Here is a 16466-nt window from a genome sequence, read left to right on the forward strand (position 1 = left end):
ATTCGGGCGGCTGCGACCACAAGAAGAGGCGGCCGCCAGCGCTCGATGACGCGCGTCGCGTTCGCCTCCATGCAACCAAGGACAAGGTGAGCCGATGCTAAAAGTGCGTAAGGCGGTATTTCCGGTGGCTGGACTCGGCACGCGATTCCTTCCCGCGACCAAGGCGAGCCCGAAGGAAATGCTGCCGGTGGTGGACAAGCCGCTGATTCAATATGCGGTGGAAGAGGCGATGGCGGCGGGCATCACGGAGATGATCTTCGTGACCGGGCGCAGCAAGCGCGCCATCGAGGACCACTTCGACAAGTCCTACGAGATCGAGTCCGAACTCGAAGCGCGCGGCAAGGCGAAGCTGCTCGAACTCGTGCGCGGCATTTTGCCGAGCCATGTGACGTGCATGTACGTGCGTCAGGCCGAAGCGCTCGGCCTCGGTCATGCGGTGCTGTGCGCGGAAAAGCTCGTCGGCGATGAGCCGTTTGCTGTCGTGCTCGCCGACGACTTGCTCGATGGCGAGCCGCCGGTGCTCGCGCAAATGGTCGATGTGTTCGATCACTATCATTCGTCGGTGATCGGCGTCGAAGAGATCGATCGCAAGGATTCGCGTTCGTATGGCGTGATCGAAGGCAAGCCCTGGGACGATGGTCTGTTCAAGCTCTCGCGCGTGGTTGAGAAGCCCGAGCCCGCTGTGGCGCCTTCCAACTTCGGCGTGGTGGGGCGTTATGTGCTGATGCCGCGCATCTTCGAATTCCTGCGCTCGCAAAAGCCCGGCGCGGGCGGCGAGATTCAGTTGACCGATGGAATCGAGACGCTGCTTTCGCAGGAGCAGGTTTTGGCTTACCGGTATCGCGGCAAGCGCTTCGATTGCGGCAGCAAGCTCGGGTATCTCAAGGCGACTGTCGAGTTTGCCTTGCGGCATCCGGAAGTGCGCGATGAGTTCGCGGATTACTTGCGGGGGCAGTTCGGGGCCTCTGCTGACGAGGCCATCGTCGATGGTGGGTTCAGCGGTGCTCAGGACGTGCTTTCTGCTGGGGTTTGATGGGTTTGCTTTTCGTTTTAGTTTTGGTTTTGGCTTGTTAGCCCGCTGTGTGGTTTGCGGCGGGTTTTTTGTCTGCGTTTTTTTTGTGTCGGTCTGTTTGTGTTGCCGCTGGGCGGGGCGGCAGTCGCTTTTTTTGCTGCTGCAAGGCCCGAGAACGGTCGCCTTCGTAATGGACCCTTCGGCTAGTTCTTCTCGCGTCGGTTTATTGGCGTTGCGCCTGTGCGGGGCGGCAGTCGCTTTCTTTGCTGCTGCAGGACCGAGAACGGTCATCTTCGTGATGATTCTTCGGCTAGTTCTTCTCGTGTCGGTCTATTAGCGTTGCCCCTGTGCGGGGCGGCAGTCACTTTCTTTGCTGCTGCAAAGAAAGTAACCAAAGAAAGCAGCTTCTTAGCCCACAGCAGCTAGTGCGTGGGCAGCTTGCGGAAAGAGCATTGGCACTCGGTGAACAGAGAGCCTTGAATGACCTTCCGCGCCCGCTGAGCGCTACGTCGAACCTATCCGCGTTTTTGTGGGCGAGGCGGTTAGCGGAGTTACCCGCGTGCGTTGGTAAAACGCTCTCCAAACAGAATAGCGAACTGGTTCATGGCGGAGGACCAGTCAAATGCCGCCCGTACCGACTTCGCCAGCACATTGCGCAATGCCAGCCAAAGCAGCTTGATGGCGGCCTCGTCGTTGGGGAAGTGGCCGCGCGTCCTGATGATCTTGCGCAGTTGCATGTTCAGACTCTCAATGGCATTGGTGGTGTACACCACCCGGCGTATCGCCGGGGGAAACACAAAGAACGGTGTGACGTTCTCCCATGCCCGTCGCCATGACTGCACGATGGTCGGATACTTCGCGCCCCATGGCCCTTCGGCAAAGGCCTCCAGCGCCTGCTGCGCGGCCTGTTCGCTGGCCGCCCCATAGATCGGACGCAACGCGGCGGCGACGCTTTTACGGTCCTTGTAGCTGGCGTATTCCAGGCTGTTGCGGATCAGGTGCACGATGCAGGTCTGCACGGCCGTGCGCGGGTACGCTGTGCCGATCGCCTCGGCCAGCCCCTTCAGGCCGTCGACGACCGCGATCAGGATGTCCTGGCAGCCCCTGGTCTTCAGTTCATTGAACACCTTCAGCCAGAACTTCGCGCCTTCGGTCTGCTCGATCCACAGGCCGAGCACGTCGCGCTGGCCGTCGGCCTGAATGCCCAGCGCCAGATACACCGCCTTGTTGCTCACCACGCCGTCGCCACGGATCTTCACGCGCAGCGCGTCGAAGAACACCACCGGGTACATCGCCTCGAGTGGACGGCTTTGCCAGGCCAGCGTTTCAGCCATCACCTCATCGGTGACCGAACTGATGAAATCGGGTGAGACCTCGGTGCCATAGCTTTCGGCCAGAAATGCCTGAATCTCGCGCACGCTCATGCCGCGTGCGTACATGGCGATGATGCGCTCGTCAAAGCCCGCGAAACGGCGCTCGTGCCTGGGAATCAGGATCGGCTCGAAGCTGCCTTCACGGTCGCGCGGCAGATCGACCCGCACCGCGCCGCGCTCGGTGATGACGGTCTTGCCGCTGGCGCCGTTGCGTTCATTGGTCTGCTCGGCAGGCTTGGGCTGGCCGGGCCGGTAGCCCAGATGCATGCTCATTTCCGCGCCCATCGCGCGTTCGATGAGCGCCTTGTTGAACGCCAGCATCAGGTCCTGGACCTCACCGGGCGTCATCGGACCCTTCACCAGCTCATCAAGCAGCGCTTCAGGCAACTCAGGCAGCGGCCCGCGGGCCGCTGCCTGAGACGCGACGGTGCGTTTCTTCTTCATCGGCATATCCATGACTTTTACCTCTCATGATATGCCTCGCCCACGGAATTACGGATAGGTCCGCTACGTCCTGCGAGCCCCTTGGCTCGTCAACACCACATCCCCGTTTTCCGTTCACGCCCGCGGTCCCCGTCGCTAGTCAGCGATGGGCAGCAATGACTTCTGCAAGGGCAGCTAACTGCTTAGCATGCAGGACGGCAGTCTCAGCAGTCTCAGCAGTCACGGCAGTTACGACAGTTACGGCAATCACGGCAATCACGGCAATCACGGCAATCACGGCAATCACGGCAATCGCGGCAATCGCGGCAATCGCGGCAATCGGGCATACGCTTGCAGACCGATGGTGTTGTCGAGCCAAGGGGCTCGGAGGACGTTGCGCTCAGCGGGCGTGGAAGGTCATTCAAGGCTGTCCGTTAACCGAGTGCCAATGCTCTTTCCGGGAGCTGCCCACACGCTAGATGCTGCGGGCTGAGAAGCTGCTTTCTTTGGTTACTTTCTTTGCAGCAGCAAAGAAAGTGACCCCTGCCCCGGGGAGGGGCAACGCCAATAGACCGACACGCTAAGAGCAAGAGCAAGAGCAAGAGCAAGAGCAAGAGCAAGAGCAAGAGCAAGAGCAAGAGCAAGAGCAAGAGCAAGAGCAAGAGAGCCACATCAAGCCAAGAGCAACCGAGCAAAGCCCTTAGCAAAAATAAGCCTTGGTATTCTCATGCACATCATCCCGTGCAAGCAGCTGATCAACGTGCAGCCACTCATACCGGCTATGCTGATCGAACCGCCCAATCGGCACAGCACCGTTCAAACTCATCGCATGAGCGAGCACGATGTAATGCGTCCCGAACCCCGCGATACCCGCGAAATTATCCTCGTAGCGATGCTCGAACACGCCATAAAGCCGCGATGAAGACCGCTCCACGCTCGCCACGCCAAGCTCGTTCCTAACGATGCGCGTGAACGCCGCATCGAGCGATTCGTCCTTCGCAATGCGTCCTCCCGGCACGAACCACGTATCCTGCGCAGGCCGGTTGCGTCGCTGCCCGACAAGCACGCGCCGATTGCCATCGGTCACGATCAGATCGATCGAGACGAGCGGCGCCAAGCGCACCACCGTCGTGAAATCCACTTCTTCCAGCATCCCCGTTGCATTGGTCATTTGCTTTGATCGTTATAGGTATCGATGCCGGTCCTAACTTCCGTCAGACCCAGCGCGCGCTCAGTGTAGCTTGCCGATACCCGCGGCAATAAGGCGCAGCACTGGTCCTAACAGACGAAAGATCGCTCGGCGATGCCATTCGCTCATCGTCAACTCACTCGCCCGCATAACCCGCTGGCGCACTCACGCTGGCGCGCATGACTTCGGCATTGTCAGAGACCACATAGACCGGCGCTTCGGTCAGCGCGAGCGGCAAGCGGCCGTCGCTGTAATGGGCCGTCGATGCATTGCCCATCATGTCGAACACCGTCACCTCGCCCGATGTGCCGGGCGCATCGACGACGAGGCTATAGCTCACCGCATGCGTCGCGTCGAAGCCGTTCGCGCCCGGCCACGATGCATTGCGATGCGTCCACAGCGCCGTCACGGCCTTGCCGCCGTTGCGACGCCGGAACGCATACGCATACACGCCCTGCGGCACGCCGTTGATAGGCCCGAGCGTCGTCGTGCCGTCGATGATGCGCGTCATCGCGGCCACCGCCATCGCAGCCGGCTTCGGGCTGATCGAATGCTGTCCGTAGCCGCCTTGCGCGTTGACGAGATCGAAGAACACGCCGTAGCCCACTTCAGGCGGATCGGCGGCGTAGAAGATAAAACTCACGTCCGCGCCCTCGCCAAGCAGAATCAGATGCGTGCGCGCGACGACGGCGCCCTGCGCATAGAGCACGTTCCAGTCCGGCGTGCGCGGTCCGTATTGGCTGCCGATGTCGTAGCTCACGCCCGTCTCGGTGACGAAGAGCTTCGCGCCCGGCCGCACGACTTCGTTCATGGTGCGGCGCAGTTCGCGCATCGCGGCGGGCATCGCGTTCGCGGATGTCGCCGGGTCCGCATCGAAACGCTCGGGCGGATGGGAAGGCGACGTGCCGACGTCGTAATAGCCGTGCACGCTCACGCCATCCAGATATTTGCCGATGCCAAGCGGCGCGAGACGTTTGAGCCACGCCGTATTCGATGCGAGATTCGAAAGCGTGAGACCCATCACGACCGCGTTCGGATCGCGCGCGTGAATCGCTTCGTGCGTGGCCTTGTACATCGCAACGAGGTTCGCGTCCGAGTCGCGCCACGGCAAGCCGCCTTCGTAGTCCGGCTCCCACGTCACCTGGTAGTAGTTGTGCGCCTGTTTCGCGAACCAGCGCTTGCGCACCGCATTCGATTCCTCGCCCACGCGCTTCATGTAGTCGCGATACGCATCGAGCGATGCGGGCGCGTAGCTGTGCGTCGCTTCTTTCGTCGGGCTGGCCCATGCGGGAATGCCGTCGAGCTGAATGAGCCGGAGCAGGTCGCCATGTTTGAAGAACGGCGCGAGGTTGTCCGCTGTCGGGTCGAACAGGTTGGGCGCCTTGTCTTCGGTCACCGACCAGTTCCGGTTGTCGTTGACCCATGTGAGACCGAGATCGGGATAAAGCGGGCGATAGCCGTCGCCCGAACAGCACGCTTCGCCGGGCTTCAGATACGCGGTGCCCTGGCCGCCGAAGCGATGCTCGTCCGCATGGGCGAACGCGACGCGCGGCAACACCTTCGACACATCGGGCAGCACGCCGAACGTCGCGACGCCCGAGGGACGCGTGCCGCGCGCGGGCAACGTGCCCTTGTCCTTTTCGAGCGATGCGCTCACCGCGAAGTAGCCCGCCGCGCCCGACGTGCAGAGCAGCGTGCGCGTGGCCGGCTTCGCATCGACGTCGAAGCGTCCGCTCGCCTTCACCGTGTTCCATGCATCGCGAATCTGCCAATGCACGACGTCAGCTGAAGCGGTGCGTGTCGTGATGGCGAGCGCGAACGGCGCGTCGAGCGCGAACATGCGCGTGCCGTCGCTGGCCGGCGTGTCGGCTTCGATCGCGGGGCCGCGCATCGATGCCGGCGACGCGGACCCGCGCGCATCGCAGCGAAGCGCTGGTGTGTCGGGCGCGGCGCGACGCAGATCTTCGTCGACGTGCGGCGCGCGCGCCGAATCGTCGCGCGCCGCGACCCAGCATCGTTTCTCGGCGCCCGGCGCGGGATCGTCGAACGCGCTGTTGTCACAGCGCGCGGAAGCGGTGAATGTGCTCACGACATGATGCGTCGGCGTGCCGTACATCACGCGCGCGGTGCCGTTGAACGTGCAGACTTCGTGTTCGGCGGCGCACGGTTTCCACGAGGCGACGTCCGCGGCGCGCGCGGAAGCTGCGTCGCGAGCGCGGACGTTATCGGATGCCGCCTTGTCGCAGCCGGCCATCGAAAGCGAAGCGGCGAGCAGTGCCGCAAGCGCCGCCGTCATGCGGCGCGCGTTGGAAATTCGGATCATCATGCGAAGGATCGGACCGCGAGGAGTGGGCGGGAGCGGCGTCGCACACAGCAAACGTTTCGCGCGCGGCCTGCTCTTCAAAGCGCCACGATGATGCGTGCGCGCTTGCTCAACCGTGCGAGCGCACACATGCCGGGACGTTCCATCCGACGAATGTGACGCTCGTTAAGCACGCCTGTGCGATTCACGGCTGCGCTTATCACAACTGAAACACCGCCTCGTCGGGCGATGTCGGCAGCTCGCGCAATAGCGCGTCGGCAAACTTTGCCGACGCTGTTACAACGCCCGAAGCGCAATTTGGAAAGCGACGTCCAAGCGCAATCCTTCCGAAAAATACGGGCCACATTCCGCCGACGATTTACCCGCTTAGAACCGATCGTTCGCTTAAACGAACCGCCGTGCACTGCCGCAAACAACTAGCGGTTGGCGGAAATAGCCTTCCCGCCGAGGCCCTTTAGGCACGCACCTTGGCGGGGAATCGGCGTTTGCGCAGTGCAGCAAGAACGGTCAGACTAAAACCGCCGATTATGTCGTCGAATAAATAAACCGCGCCGATTTTAACGAGCGATCGATTATCGAGTTACCGTTCAGAACGATAATGCCGGACGATTAAAATTATCGATGGTCCTGTATTAAATCGTTCGCATGGAATATTCTTTGAGACGGCAGCGCGCCTCTCGCAAATAAACCAAGATTTTCCGATTCCGGGCATATGCACGCGCCGCGTGAATCCTTCCGATGTTTCACGTTTGAATCAGTTTCACGGCGGCCCGCGCGCGCCCACAGCGCGCGCTCAGCCGCACAGGGCCGTGCGGCGCGGGTTTGCAGCGGTGTCGGTGGCCGATCGCACTGAAACTTCATTACCCTTTATGGGCGGCAGTTGTAACACTTCGTATGAAGAATCGGCAATTCTTTAACGTGCGGCTTTGAAAGATCGGCGAGCCCAATTTGGGGAGGGATATCAATGTGCGCTCACCCTCATAACAGACCAGATTTTGTCGTTCAGGCGCCGAAATCCATCCCACAAATAACTTTGTCTGCTTATTATTCACACCAGCGGATCGATTCCGCCAACCTCTCGTTCCCATCGGTCACGGCAACCCGGCGAAGTTCGGGAAACGCCTTGATGCAATGCAATGGCCGAGTAACTCTTCCGCACCCTGGAAACAAAGCTGCAGAGGATGACCATGCCTTACGCCACTCTCGAACCCGCAGTCATGGGTTGGACGCCTCCCTCGACGCGACCGTCGCAGGTCGAGGTGAAACGCATTGCGATTTTGCTGTTCGACGGATTCTCGCTCCTGGGTGCGGGGATCGTCGCCGAAGTGTTTCACATGGCAAACGAACTCTCGTCGATGAAGGCGAAGGCCGAATGCACGTATGACGTGCGCTTCCTGTCCGTCGAAGGCGGCAATGTCGCGTGTGCCTCGTCGGTGCGCGTATGGACCGACGGACTCGAAGCGCGTCATTACGGCGGCTTCGACGCGCTCTTCGTCGCGGGCGGCCGCGGCGCCGACGAAGCCGCGAAGGACGAGCGCATCGTCGAATGGGTGCGCCGGATGAATTCGAAGACGACCGTCGTGAAAGCGATCTCCGAAGGCCGCAAGGTGCTGGAAGCGGCGGGCATCGGCCACGCGCACGATGCGCAGTCGCGCTTCGGCAACGCGATGATCCAGCTCGCACGCGACGACGCGTCGGGCGAGGGCGGCGATCGCTATGAATCGATGAAGGGCGCGCTGCTCATCGTGAAGCGCGATCTCGGTCTGGACATATCGCGCAGTGTCGCGGAACGCCTGATGCCCGGCTCCGCTGCGAAGCTCGTCTCCATTCTCGGCGACAGCGGCGCGGCGTCTGCCGGCGACAAGATCCGCGCGGCGGCGCGCTGGCTGCAGGACAACTGCGAGCGGCCCATTTCCGTCGTCGATGCCGCGCAGGTCGCCGCGATGAGCGAGCGGAACTTCCTGCGCCGTTTCAAGATCGAGATGGGCATCACGCCATCGGATTACTTGCTTCAGGCACGGCTTGCCGTGACGTGCGCGCTGCTCACCGATTCCGAGTTGCCGGTGGACAAGATCGCGCGACGCAGCGGCATGGGCAACGGCGACAGGCTCGCCAAGATTTTCCGCAAGCGTCTTCTGATTTCGCCGACCGAATACCGGATGCAAAGCCGGCGCGAGGCCAACGGTTAAGGACCGCGCACGCGGGACGCAGGAACGTCGGAACGCTGGAATAGGCACGCCGCCTTGTGTGGGGTAGCGGACGGGGCTGGCGTCTTTCGTCGAACATTTGGCCGGACTATCTTGGTCCGCGGCCCAATCATTCTCGGGCGGCACGCGAAGCGCGCGCCGCACAACGAACATGCAGGCAGGAGTCCTACGATGAACAATGAGGCACGCACGGAAGGTGAGGTGGCGGTAGGCGGGAGCAGTGAGGAGGCAGGCTCGGCCATGATGGCCGGGCCGTGCCGCCGGCTCGTGCCGGTCATCCTCGCAGGCGGCTCGGGCACGCGCCTGTGGCCGATGTCCCGCGAGCAATTCCCGAAACAGCTGATCGGCATCGTCGGTCGCGATTCGCTTCTTCAGGCCACCGTCTCGCGCATGAAAGGCTTCAAGGGCGACTTCAACGTGAGCGCGCAGCCGATCATCGTGTGCGGCGAGGAGCATCGCTTCACGACCGAAGAGCAGACGCGCGAAAGCGGCGTGCATGCGCAGATCATCGTCGAGCCGGCCCGCCGCGATACGGCGCCCGCGCTCACGCTCGCCGCGCTCGCCGCATGCAAGGACGGCCGCGACGCGATCATGGTCGCGATGCCCGCCGATCATTCCATCGCGGATATTCCCGCGCTGCATCGCGCCATCGGCATCGCCGCCGAACACGCGGAGCGCGGCGTGATCGCGACGCTCGGCATTCCGCCGACGCGCCCCGACACCGGCTTCGGCTATATCCGTCTGGGCGCCGCGCTCGAAGACGGCGCCCATGAAATCGACCGCTTCGTGGAAAAGCCCGCCGCCGAACTCGCCGCGCAATACGTCGTGGCGGGCACGTACTGGTGGAACAGCGGCATCTTCGTCGTGCGCGCGAGCGTCTGGCTCGCCGCGCTGGAAAAGCTCAATCCCGACATGCACGCGGCCTGCTGCGCGGCGCTCGCCGAAGGCCGCGACGACGGCAAGTTCTTCCGTCCGCTCGCGACGCAGTTCGGCCAGGCGCCGTCCGATTCGATCGACTACGCGGTGATGGAGCACATCGGTACGCCGATGGCGCCGTGCGCAGGCATCGTGGTGCCGCTCGTCGCCGGCTGGTCGGATCTCGGCTCGTGGGACGCCGTGTGGGACGCGATGGACAAGGACGACTCGGGCAACGTCGCGAGCGGCCGCGTGGTGTTCGAAGGCGCGACCTCGAGCTATGCGCGCTCCGAAGGCGGGCGTCTCGTCGCGTGCGTCGGGACGACCAACATCATCGTCGTCGAAACGGACGATGCGGTGCTCGTCGCGGACCGTTCGCGCGTGCAGGACATCAAGGGGCTCGTCGCGCGCATCCGCGAGCAGCATGCGCCGGAAGCGGACGCGCATCGCAAGGTGCGCCGGCCGTGGGGCTTCTATGACTCCATCGAGCACGGCGAGCGCTTTCAGGTGAAGCGCATCGTGGTGTCGCCGGGCGCGCAGCTTTCGCTGCAAATGCATCACCACCGCGCAGAACACTGGATCGTCGTGTGCGGCACGGCGCTCGTCACGCGGGGCGAAGAGCAGTTCCTGCTGTCGGAAAACGAATCGACGTTCATTCCGCTCGGCGTGCGCCATCGCCTGGAAAACCCCGGCAAGGTGCCGCTCGAAATCATCGAGGTGCAGTCGGGCAGCTATCTCGGCGAGGACGACATCGTGCGCTTCGACGACACGTATGGCCGCAGTTGAAGCACGCAGTTCGTAGTTGAGTGAGACAACGCTTTCTTGCAACGGCGACGCACCACACAAAGACCGGCATGCGAGGAGGAGACAAGGTAGTCCGTTTTGCGGGATCGACTGTTCGGGGAGAAGACATGCGCGATTTACAAGGCTTGCTCGCGCGCCTGTTCGACGTCGCCATGATCGTGGGCGGCGCGGCGGTGGCGTCGCAACTAAGGTTCCAGTACATAGAGGCACATGCGTATTCGGTGGCGTTCGTCGCGTTCGCGGCGGCGTTCTCGCTTGCGCTGTTTCCAGGCTTCGGCGTGTACGAGTCGTGGCGCGGGCGCAGCAAGGTCATGCTAGCGTGCCAGGTGTCGCTCGGCTGGCTGGTGGTGCAGGGATGCGCGCTTGCGCTGATGTTCTCGCTGCATCGCCTCGACTATGTGTCGCGGCTCTGGTTCGCATACTGGACCGCGATGTCGGGCGGTCTCATGATCGCGGGCCGGCTCGTGATGCATGTGGTTCTCGCTCGCGTGCGCAACGCGGGCATGAACCTGCATCAGGTGGCGATCGTCGGATGCGGGCGGCACTGCAATTCGATCGTGAGGAAGCTCGATCGCGCGAAGGACTCGGGCTTTCGCGCAAGCGCGGCGCTCAACGTCGCGCCGGAATCGGGGCGGCTCAATACGCGCGTGCCGGTGTTCGAGGACCACGATGCGTTCGTGAACTACGTTCGCACGCAGAACGTGCATGAAGTATGGCTTGCGCTGCCGCTTTCGCAGGAGCGCACCATCCTGCGCTTCGTGAACGAATTCCGCGACGACCTCGTGAACGTGCGCTTCATGCCCGACGTGCGCAGCCTCGCGCTCTTCGAAGCGGGCGTAACGGACGTGCTCGGCGAGACGGCCATCAATCTCGTCGCGTCGCCGCTATCGCAAAGCGCGCTGCTGCAAAAGGAAATCTTCGACCGCCTGTTCGCGCTCGCCGCGATCATCGCCGTGTCGCCGCTGCTCATCGGCATTGCGATCGCGATCAAGCTCACCTCGCGCGGTCCGGTGTTCTTCAGGCAGCGTCGCAAAGGCGCGGATGGCCGCGTCTTCAAGATCTACAAGTTCCGTTCGATGCGCCTGCACACGGAACAGGCCGGCGTGCTTCGCCAGGCCACGCGCAACGATCCGCGCGTGACCCGTGTCGGGGCATTCCTGCGCCGTACCAGCCTCGATGAGCTGCCGCAGTTCTTCAATGTCCTGCGCGGCGACATGTCGGTTGTGGGGCCGCGTCCGCACGCACTCGAGCATGACGACCTGTACCAGAAGGTCGTGTCGGGGTACATCCATCGTTACCGGATCAAGCCGGGCATCACCGGCTGGGCCCAGGTCAACGGATTTCGCGGAGAAACTGATCTGATCGAGAAAATGGAAGGACGCGTCGCTCATGATTTGTACTACCTCGGTAACTGGTCGTTCGGGCTCGATATGAGAATCATCGCCGCTACGATCTTCAAGGGACTACGCCACACCAACGCATATTGATGCAGGGGACGACCATCATGCACAACCAACAACAACGGGGCACCACATCCATGGCCGCCAACAACAACGTGTCGGGCGTGTTCCGGCTCTCGGGCCTCGCGGCAGCGGCCTCGCTCTGCGTGATCTTCGCGGGCTGCGCGCTCGCGCCGGGCATGCACATGGAGAAGCCGGCCGCGCTCGCCGAAACGTCCAACGACCAGGGCGATCCGGCGACCACGGTGAACATTCCGATCACGCCCATCGATCTCTCGCTCGTGCGCAAGCTCAAGGCCGCGCAGCCGCCGTCGAACATCGATCCGAACGCGAGCCTCTACGGCAAGCCCAAGGCATACACGCTCGGGCCGGGCGACGTGCTGCAGATCACCGTGTGGGATCACCCCGAACTCGTGGCCGCCGTCGGCCAGCCGCCGCAGCAGACGCGTCCCGCCGATGCCGCGCCCGGCTTCGTCGTCGATGCGGACGGCAATCTGCAGTTCCCGTACGTGAACCGCGCGCTGCATGTCGCGGGCAAGACGGAATCGCAAGTGCAGCGCGAGCTGTACGCCGAGCTGTCGAAGGTCTTCGTGAAGCCGCAACTGACGGTGCGCGTCGCATCGTTCCGTGCGCAGCAGGTTTATATCGACGGGGAAGTGCGCACGCCCGGCTCGCAGCAGATCAACGACATTCCGATGACGCTCACCGAAGCCATCGGTCGTGCGGGCGGTTTCGCACCGACGGCGGACCAGAGCCGTGTCACGCTTATCCGTGATGGCGTGACGTATCACATCAACATCGCGGGCATGACGGCGAAGGGACGCAATCCCGCGGACATCATGCTGAAGAGCGGCGATGCGCTGCGCATCGATTCGCGCGAAGACAACGGCGTGTACGTGATGGGCGAAGTGACGAAGCCGGCGACCGTGATCCCGATGCGTAACGGCAAGCTGACGCTTTCGGATGCGATCTCGCAGGCAGGCAGCTTCAACGCGGAGACGTCGGACCCGAAGGAACTGTACGTGATCCGCAACGGCAAGACCGACAACCCCGAGGTGTACAAGCTCGATGCGCGTTCGCCGGTGTCGATGCTGCTCGCGAACAGCTTCGAGCTGCAGCCGAGCGACGTGGTCTATGTGGACAACAACGGGCTCGTGCGCTTCAGCCGCGTGCTGAACCTCCTGCTGCCGGCGATCAACGCGGGCCTGACCGCGGCCGTCGTCACGAAGTAAAAGCAAAAAAGCAATCTTCGTTTGTTGATGTATGACCGGCGCGCAGGGGCGCGCCGGCGTTTCTTGTAAGACTACAAAGAATAAGCGAGCGAGACCATGGCCACGAACTTTGATGCACGCTACTCGGACGTCTCGACCGGCGACGAGTTGCGATTATCCGACTATCTGGCGGCCGTTCTAGGCAACTGGAAACTCGTTACGGTCGTCATGCTTGCGGTGGTCGCGCTGGGCGCGGCTTACGCATTCATCGCGCCGCCCACTTACAAGGCGGACGCACTCATCCAGGTCGAAGAGGCCAACCCGAACAACAATCCGAACGCGAACGTGAACGCGGTGCAGGCCGTCTCGCAGATGTTCGATGCGAAGTCGACCACGGCCGCGCAGATCGAACTGCTGCGCTCGCGCCTCGTCGTCGACGATACGGTGCAGCGCCTGCATCTCGACATCAACGCCGTGCCGCATGCCATTCCGGTGATCGGCGGCGCGGCGGCGAGCGTGTTCTCGATGCTCAACATGGAGCCGCCCGCGTTCATGTCGCGCTTCGCGACGGGCAACGAACAGATCGACGTGCCGCTCTTCGATACGCCGAAGGACCTGTACGAGCAGAAGTTCACGCTCGTGGCCGGCGAAAACGGCACGTATGCGCTGAACGATCCGGACGGCGTCGCGATTCTCTCGGGCAAGGTCGGCCAGGAAGCCACGGGCATGACCTCGCATGGCCCGGTGAGGATCAAGGTAGAGAAGCTCGCCGGCGCGCCGGGCGTGCAGTTCGACGTGCAGCGCTTCTCGACGCTCACGACCGTCGACGCGCTCCAGCAGCGCCTCGCCGTCGCGGAGACCGCGTTGCAGTCGGGCATCATCGGCGTGAGTCTCGAAGGGAAGAACCCGAAGCAGATCGCGCAGATCGTCAACAACATCGCGAACCGCTACGTGCAGCAGGATTCCGAGAAGCGCTCGGCCGAAGCCGAACACACGCTCGCGTTCCTCGAACAGCAACTGCCCGTGCTGAAGAGCCAGCTCGACGACGCGGAGCAGCGCTACAACACGTTCCGCAATCGTCAGGGCACGGTCGACCTGAGCGAGGAAAGCCGTCTGTTGCTGCAGCAGATCGTCGATAACAAGACCAAGCTCACGGACCTGCAGCAGCAACGCGCGGAGCTTTCCCAGCGCTTCACGCCGAATCATCCTTCGGTGCTGGCACTCGATGCGCAGATCGCCTCGCTCGTCGGCGCGCAGACGCGTCTTGGCAAGAACGTATCGACGCTGCCCGATACCGAGCAGAACGCATTGCGCTATCTGCGCGACGTGCGCGTGAACACCGAGCTTTACACGAACATGCTCAACAGCGCGCAGCAGTTGCGCATTGCGAAGGCGGGGCAGATCGGCAACGTGCGCGTGGTGGATTACGCGCAGGCCGCCGACGATCCCGTGCGCCCGAAGCGCATGCTCGTCATCATGATCTCGGCGGCCGTGGGCCTCGTGCTCGGCGTGATCGTCGCGTTCGTGCGCAAGGCGCTGTATGGCGGCGTCGAGCGTCCGGAAGAGATCGAGAAGCAACTGGGCGTGCGCGTCTTCGCGATCGTGCCGCGCAGCACGCATCAGTATCGTCTGCAACGTAAGGTCGGCATGCGTCACGAAGGCCTGCACGTCCTCGCCGCGCAGGCGCCCGAAGACGCAGCGGTGGAAGGCATTCGCAGCCTGCGCACGTCGTTGCAGCTGCAAATGGCCGATGCGGGCAACAACGTCGTGATGCTGACGGGCTCGCGTCCGGAAGCGGGCAAGTCGTTCCTGTCGGCGAATCTCGCGACGCTCGTTGCATCGACGAGAAAGCGCGTACTCCTGATCGATGGCGACATGCGCCGCGGCGACATCCACTCGCATTTCGGCGTGCGTCACTCGCCGGGTCTCTCCGACGTGCTGATGGGCGCGGACGTGACCAGCGCGATCCTGCACGACGTGCTGCCGGGCGTGGACCTCATCACGAAGGGCTCGCTGCCTTCGCATCCGTCCGAACTGCTGGCGAGCGAGCGCCTCGGGGAAGTGCTCGATCAGCTCAAGCAACAGTACGACCTCGTGATCGTCGATACGCCGCCCGTGCTCGCCGTGACCGATGCGACGGTGATCGGCAAGCACGCGGGCACGAGCCTGCTCGTCGTGCGGCACGGCAAGAATCAGGTGCAGGAGATCGGCGAAACGATGAAGCGCCTGCAACACGGCGGCGTGAACATGAAGGGCGTGCTGCTGACCGACGTCCCTCAATCGAAGATCCTGATGGGCAGCACCTACGCCGGCTATTACGGCTACGAAAGCATCGCCGAGTGACGCCGGGTAGCGCCGGCAAATCAATAAATAACAATGACGGCGCGCTCCAGCGCGCCGATACAGACCGCAGAACGAGAGGTTAAGCATGGACCGCAAAGTTGCTTTGATCACGGGCATTACGGGGCAGGACGGGTCGTATCTTGCCGAACTGCTGCTCGCGAAGGGATATGAAGTACACGGCATCAAGCGCCGCAGTTCGCTTTTCAACACCGATCGCATCGATCATCTGTATCGCGATCCGCACGATCCGGACCAGCGCCTGTTTCTGCATCACGGCGACCTGACGGACTCCACGAGCCTCGTTCGCATCATCCAGCGCGTGATGCCCGACGAAATCTACAACCTCGCGGCGCAAAGCCATGTGGCGGTCTCGTTCGAAGAGCCGGAATACACGGCCAATGCAGACGGCCTCGGCGCGCTGCGCATTCTCGAAGCGATCCGCATTCTCGGCCTGGAAAAGAAGACGCGTTTCTATCAGGCATCGACATCCGAACTGTATGGCCTCGTGCAGGAAACCCCGCAACGCGAGACCACGCCGTTCTATCCGCGCAGCCCGTATGCCGTGGCGAAGCTCTATGCGTACTGGATCACGGTGAATTACCGCGAAGCCTATGGCATGTACGCATGCAACGGCATTTTGTTCAATCACGAGTCGCCGGTGCGCGGCGAGACGTTCGTCACGCGCAAGATCACGCGCGCCATCGCCCGCATCGCCGTGGGCCTGCAAGACGACCTCTATCTCGGCAATCTCTCGGCGCTGCGCGACTGGGGCCATGCGCGCGATTACGTCGAGATGCAATGGATGATGCTGCAACAGGAGCAGCCCGAGGACTTCGTAATCGCGACTGGCGTGCAGTACAGCGTGCGCGAGTTCGTGCAGCAGGCGGCGGCCGAACTGGGCGTGCATGTGCGCTTCGAGGGCGAGGGCGTGAATGAAGTCGGCATCGTGGATCGCGTGGACAGCCGCGAAACGAAGCTGCGTCCGGGCCAGGTGATCGTGCGCGTCGATCCGCGCTACTTCCGCCCGACCGAAGTGGAGACGCTGCTCGGCGATCCCACCAAGGCGCACGAGAAGCTCGGCTGGCGTCCCGCGACTTCGTTCCAGTCGCTCGTGAAGGAAATGGTGCGCGCCGACTATCAGATCGCCCGCCGCGATGCGCTCGTCACGCTTGCCGGTTTCAAGGCTCTCGAACATCACGAGTAAGC

General features: G+C 62.8%; 11 protein-coding genes. 7 read left to right on the forward strand and 4 right to left on the reverse strand.

The window, feature by feature from the left end:
* Nucleotides 1–94 precede the first annotated feature (94 nt).
* A complete protein-coding gene (gene galU / locus LDZ27_RS03890; protein WP_244815415.1) occupies nt 95–1033 on the forward strand; it encodes a UTP--glucose-1-phosphate uridylyltransferase GalU in 939 nt (312 codons plus the stop codon).
* Between the two features lie 530 nt (nt 1034–1563).
* On the opposite strand, the gene LDZ27_RS03895 is transcribed toward galU, so the two are convergent.
* The 4 genes from LDZ27_RS03895 to LDZ27_RS03910 all read right to left on the reverse strand — a co-directional run bounded on the left by LDZ27_RS03895 (nt 1564) and on the right by LDZ27_RS03910 (nt 6323).
* On the reverse strand, nt 1564–2835 hold the full coding sequence (locus LDZ27_RS03895; RefSeq protein WP_370653380.1) for an IS256 family transposase: 1272 nt from the start codon (nt 2833–2835) through the stop codon (nt 1564–1566).
* A 133-nt stretch (nt 2836–2968) separates the two neighbouring features.
* The gene (locus LDZ27_RS03900) at nt 2969–3187 is read right to left on the reverse strand and encodes a hypothetical protein (protein WP_244815416.1); all 219 of its coding nucleotides are present in this window, start codon (nt 3185–3187) and stop codon (nt 2969–2971) included.
* 321 nt (nt 3188–3508) lie between these two features.
* Nucleotides 3509–3961 carry a GDP-mannose mannosyl hydrolase gene (locus tag LDZ27_RS03905; RefSeq protein ID WP_244816029.1) on the reverse strand — a complete coding sequence of 151 codons (453 nt, stop codon included), beginning with the start codon at nt 3959–3961 and terminating at the stop codon, nt 3509–3511.
* A 172-nt stretch (nt 3962–4133) separates the two neighbouring features.
* A complete protein-coding gene (locus LDZ27_RS03910; RefSeq protein ID WP_244815417.1) occupies nt 4134–6323 on the reverse strand; it encodes a hypothetical protein in 2190 nt (729 codons plus the stop codon).
* 1184 nt (nt 6324–7507) lie between these two features.
* On the opposite strand from LDZ27_RS03910, the gene LDZ27_RS03915 reads away from it, so the two are divergent.
* The 6 genes from LDZ27_RS03915 (at nt 7508) to gmd (ending at nt 16464) form a co-directional block, all read left to right on the forward strand.
* The gene (locus tag LDZ27_RS03915) at nt 7508–8509 is read left to right on the forward strand and encodes a GlxA family transcriptional regulator (RefSeq protein ID WP_244815418.1); all 1002 of its coding nucleotides are present in this window, start codon (nt 7508–7510) and stop codon (nt 8507–8509) included.
* Nucleotides 8510–8698: 189 nt separating this feature from the next.
* On the forward strand, nt 8699–10228 hold the full coding sequence (locus LDZ27_RS03920; protein ID WP_370653365.1) for a mannose-1-phosphate guanylyltransferase/mannose-6-phosphate isomerase: 1530 nt from the start codon (nt 8699–8701) through the stop codon (nt 10226–10228).
* Between the two features lie 125 nt (nt 10229–10353).
* Nucleotides 10354–11733, forward strand: coding sequence for an undecaprenyl-phosphate glucose phosphotransferase (locus LDZ27_RS03925; RefSeq protein ID WP_244815419.1), 1380 nt, complete (start codon nt 10354–10356; stop codon nt 11731–11733).
* Nucleotides 11734–11783: 50 nt separating this feature from the next.
* On the forward strand, nt 11784–12938 hold the full coding sequence (locus LDZ27_RS03930; protein ID WP_244816031.1) for a polysaccharide biosynthesis/export family protein: 1155 nt from the start codon (nt 11784–11786) through the stop codon (nt 12936–12938).
* Nucleotides 12939–13034: 96 nt separating this feature from the next.
* A complete protein-coding gene (locus LDZ27_RS03935) occupies nt 13035–15260 on the forward strand; it encodes a polysaccharide biosynthesis tyrosine autokinase (RefSeq protein WP_244815420.1) in 2226 nt (741 codons plus the stop codon).
* A gap of 85 nt (nt 15261–15345) precedes the next feature.
* Nucleotides 15346–16464, forward strand: a complete 1119-nt coding sequence (gmd, locus tag LDZ27_RS03940) for a GDP-mannose 4,6-dehydratase (RefSeq protein WP_244815421.1) — start codon at nt 15346–15348, stop codon at nt 16462–16464.
* The last annotated feature ends 2 nt before the right edge of the window (nt 16465–16466 follow it).

Source organism: Caballeronia sp. Lep1P3, from assembly GCF_022879595.1.
Lineage (GTDB): Bacteria > Pseudomonadota > Gammaproteobacteria > Burkholderiales > Burkholderiaceae > Caballeronia.

What these genes read in the sequence shown, in the direction of transcription:
- LDZ27_RS03930 (WP_244816031.1), top strand. Translation starts at nt 11,784, where the DNA reads ATGGCCGCCAACAACAACGTGTCGGGCGTGTTCCGGCTCTCGGGCCTC.
- LDZ27_RS03895 (WP_370653380.1), bottom strand. Translation starts at nt 2,835, where the DNA reads ATGCCGATGAAGAAGAAACGCACCGTCGCGTCTCAGGCAGCGGCCCGC.
- LDZ27_RS03910 (WP_244815417.1), bottom strand. Translation starts at nt 6,323, where the DNA reads ATGATGATCCGAATTTCCAACGCGCGCCGCATGACGGCGGCGCTTGCG.
- LDZ27_RS03905 (WP_244816029.1), bottom strand. Translation starts at nt 3,961, where the DNA reads ATGCTGGAAGAAGTGGATTTCACGACGGTGGTGCGCTTGGCGCCGCTC.
- galU (WP_244815415.1), top strand. Translation starts at nt 95, where the DNA reads ATGCTAAAAGTGCGTAAGGCGGTATTTCCGGTGGCTGGACTCGGCACG.
- LDZ27_RS03920 (WP_370653365.1), top strand. Translation starts at nt 8,699, where the DNA reads ATGAACAATGAGGCACGCACGGAAGGTGAGGTGGCGGTAGGCGGGAGC.
- LDZ27_RS03935 (WP_244815420.1), top strand. Translation starts at nt 13,035, where the DNA reads ATGGCCACGAACTTTGATGCACGCTACTCGGACGTCTCGACCGGCGAC.
- LDZ27_RS03925 (WP_244815419.1), top strand. Translation starts at nt 10,354, where the DNA reads ATGCGCGATTTACAAGGCTTGCTCGCGCGCCTGTTCGACGTCGCCATG.
- gmd (WP_244815421.1), top strand. Translation starts at nt 15,346, where the DNA reads ATGGACCGCAAAGTTGCTTTGATCACGGGCATTACGGGGCAGGACGGG.
- LDZ27_RS03915 (WP_244815418.1), top strand. Translation starts at nt 7,508, where the DNA reads ATGCCTTACGCCACTCTCGAACCCGCAGTCATGGGTTGGACGCCTCCC.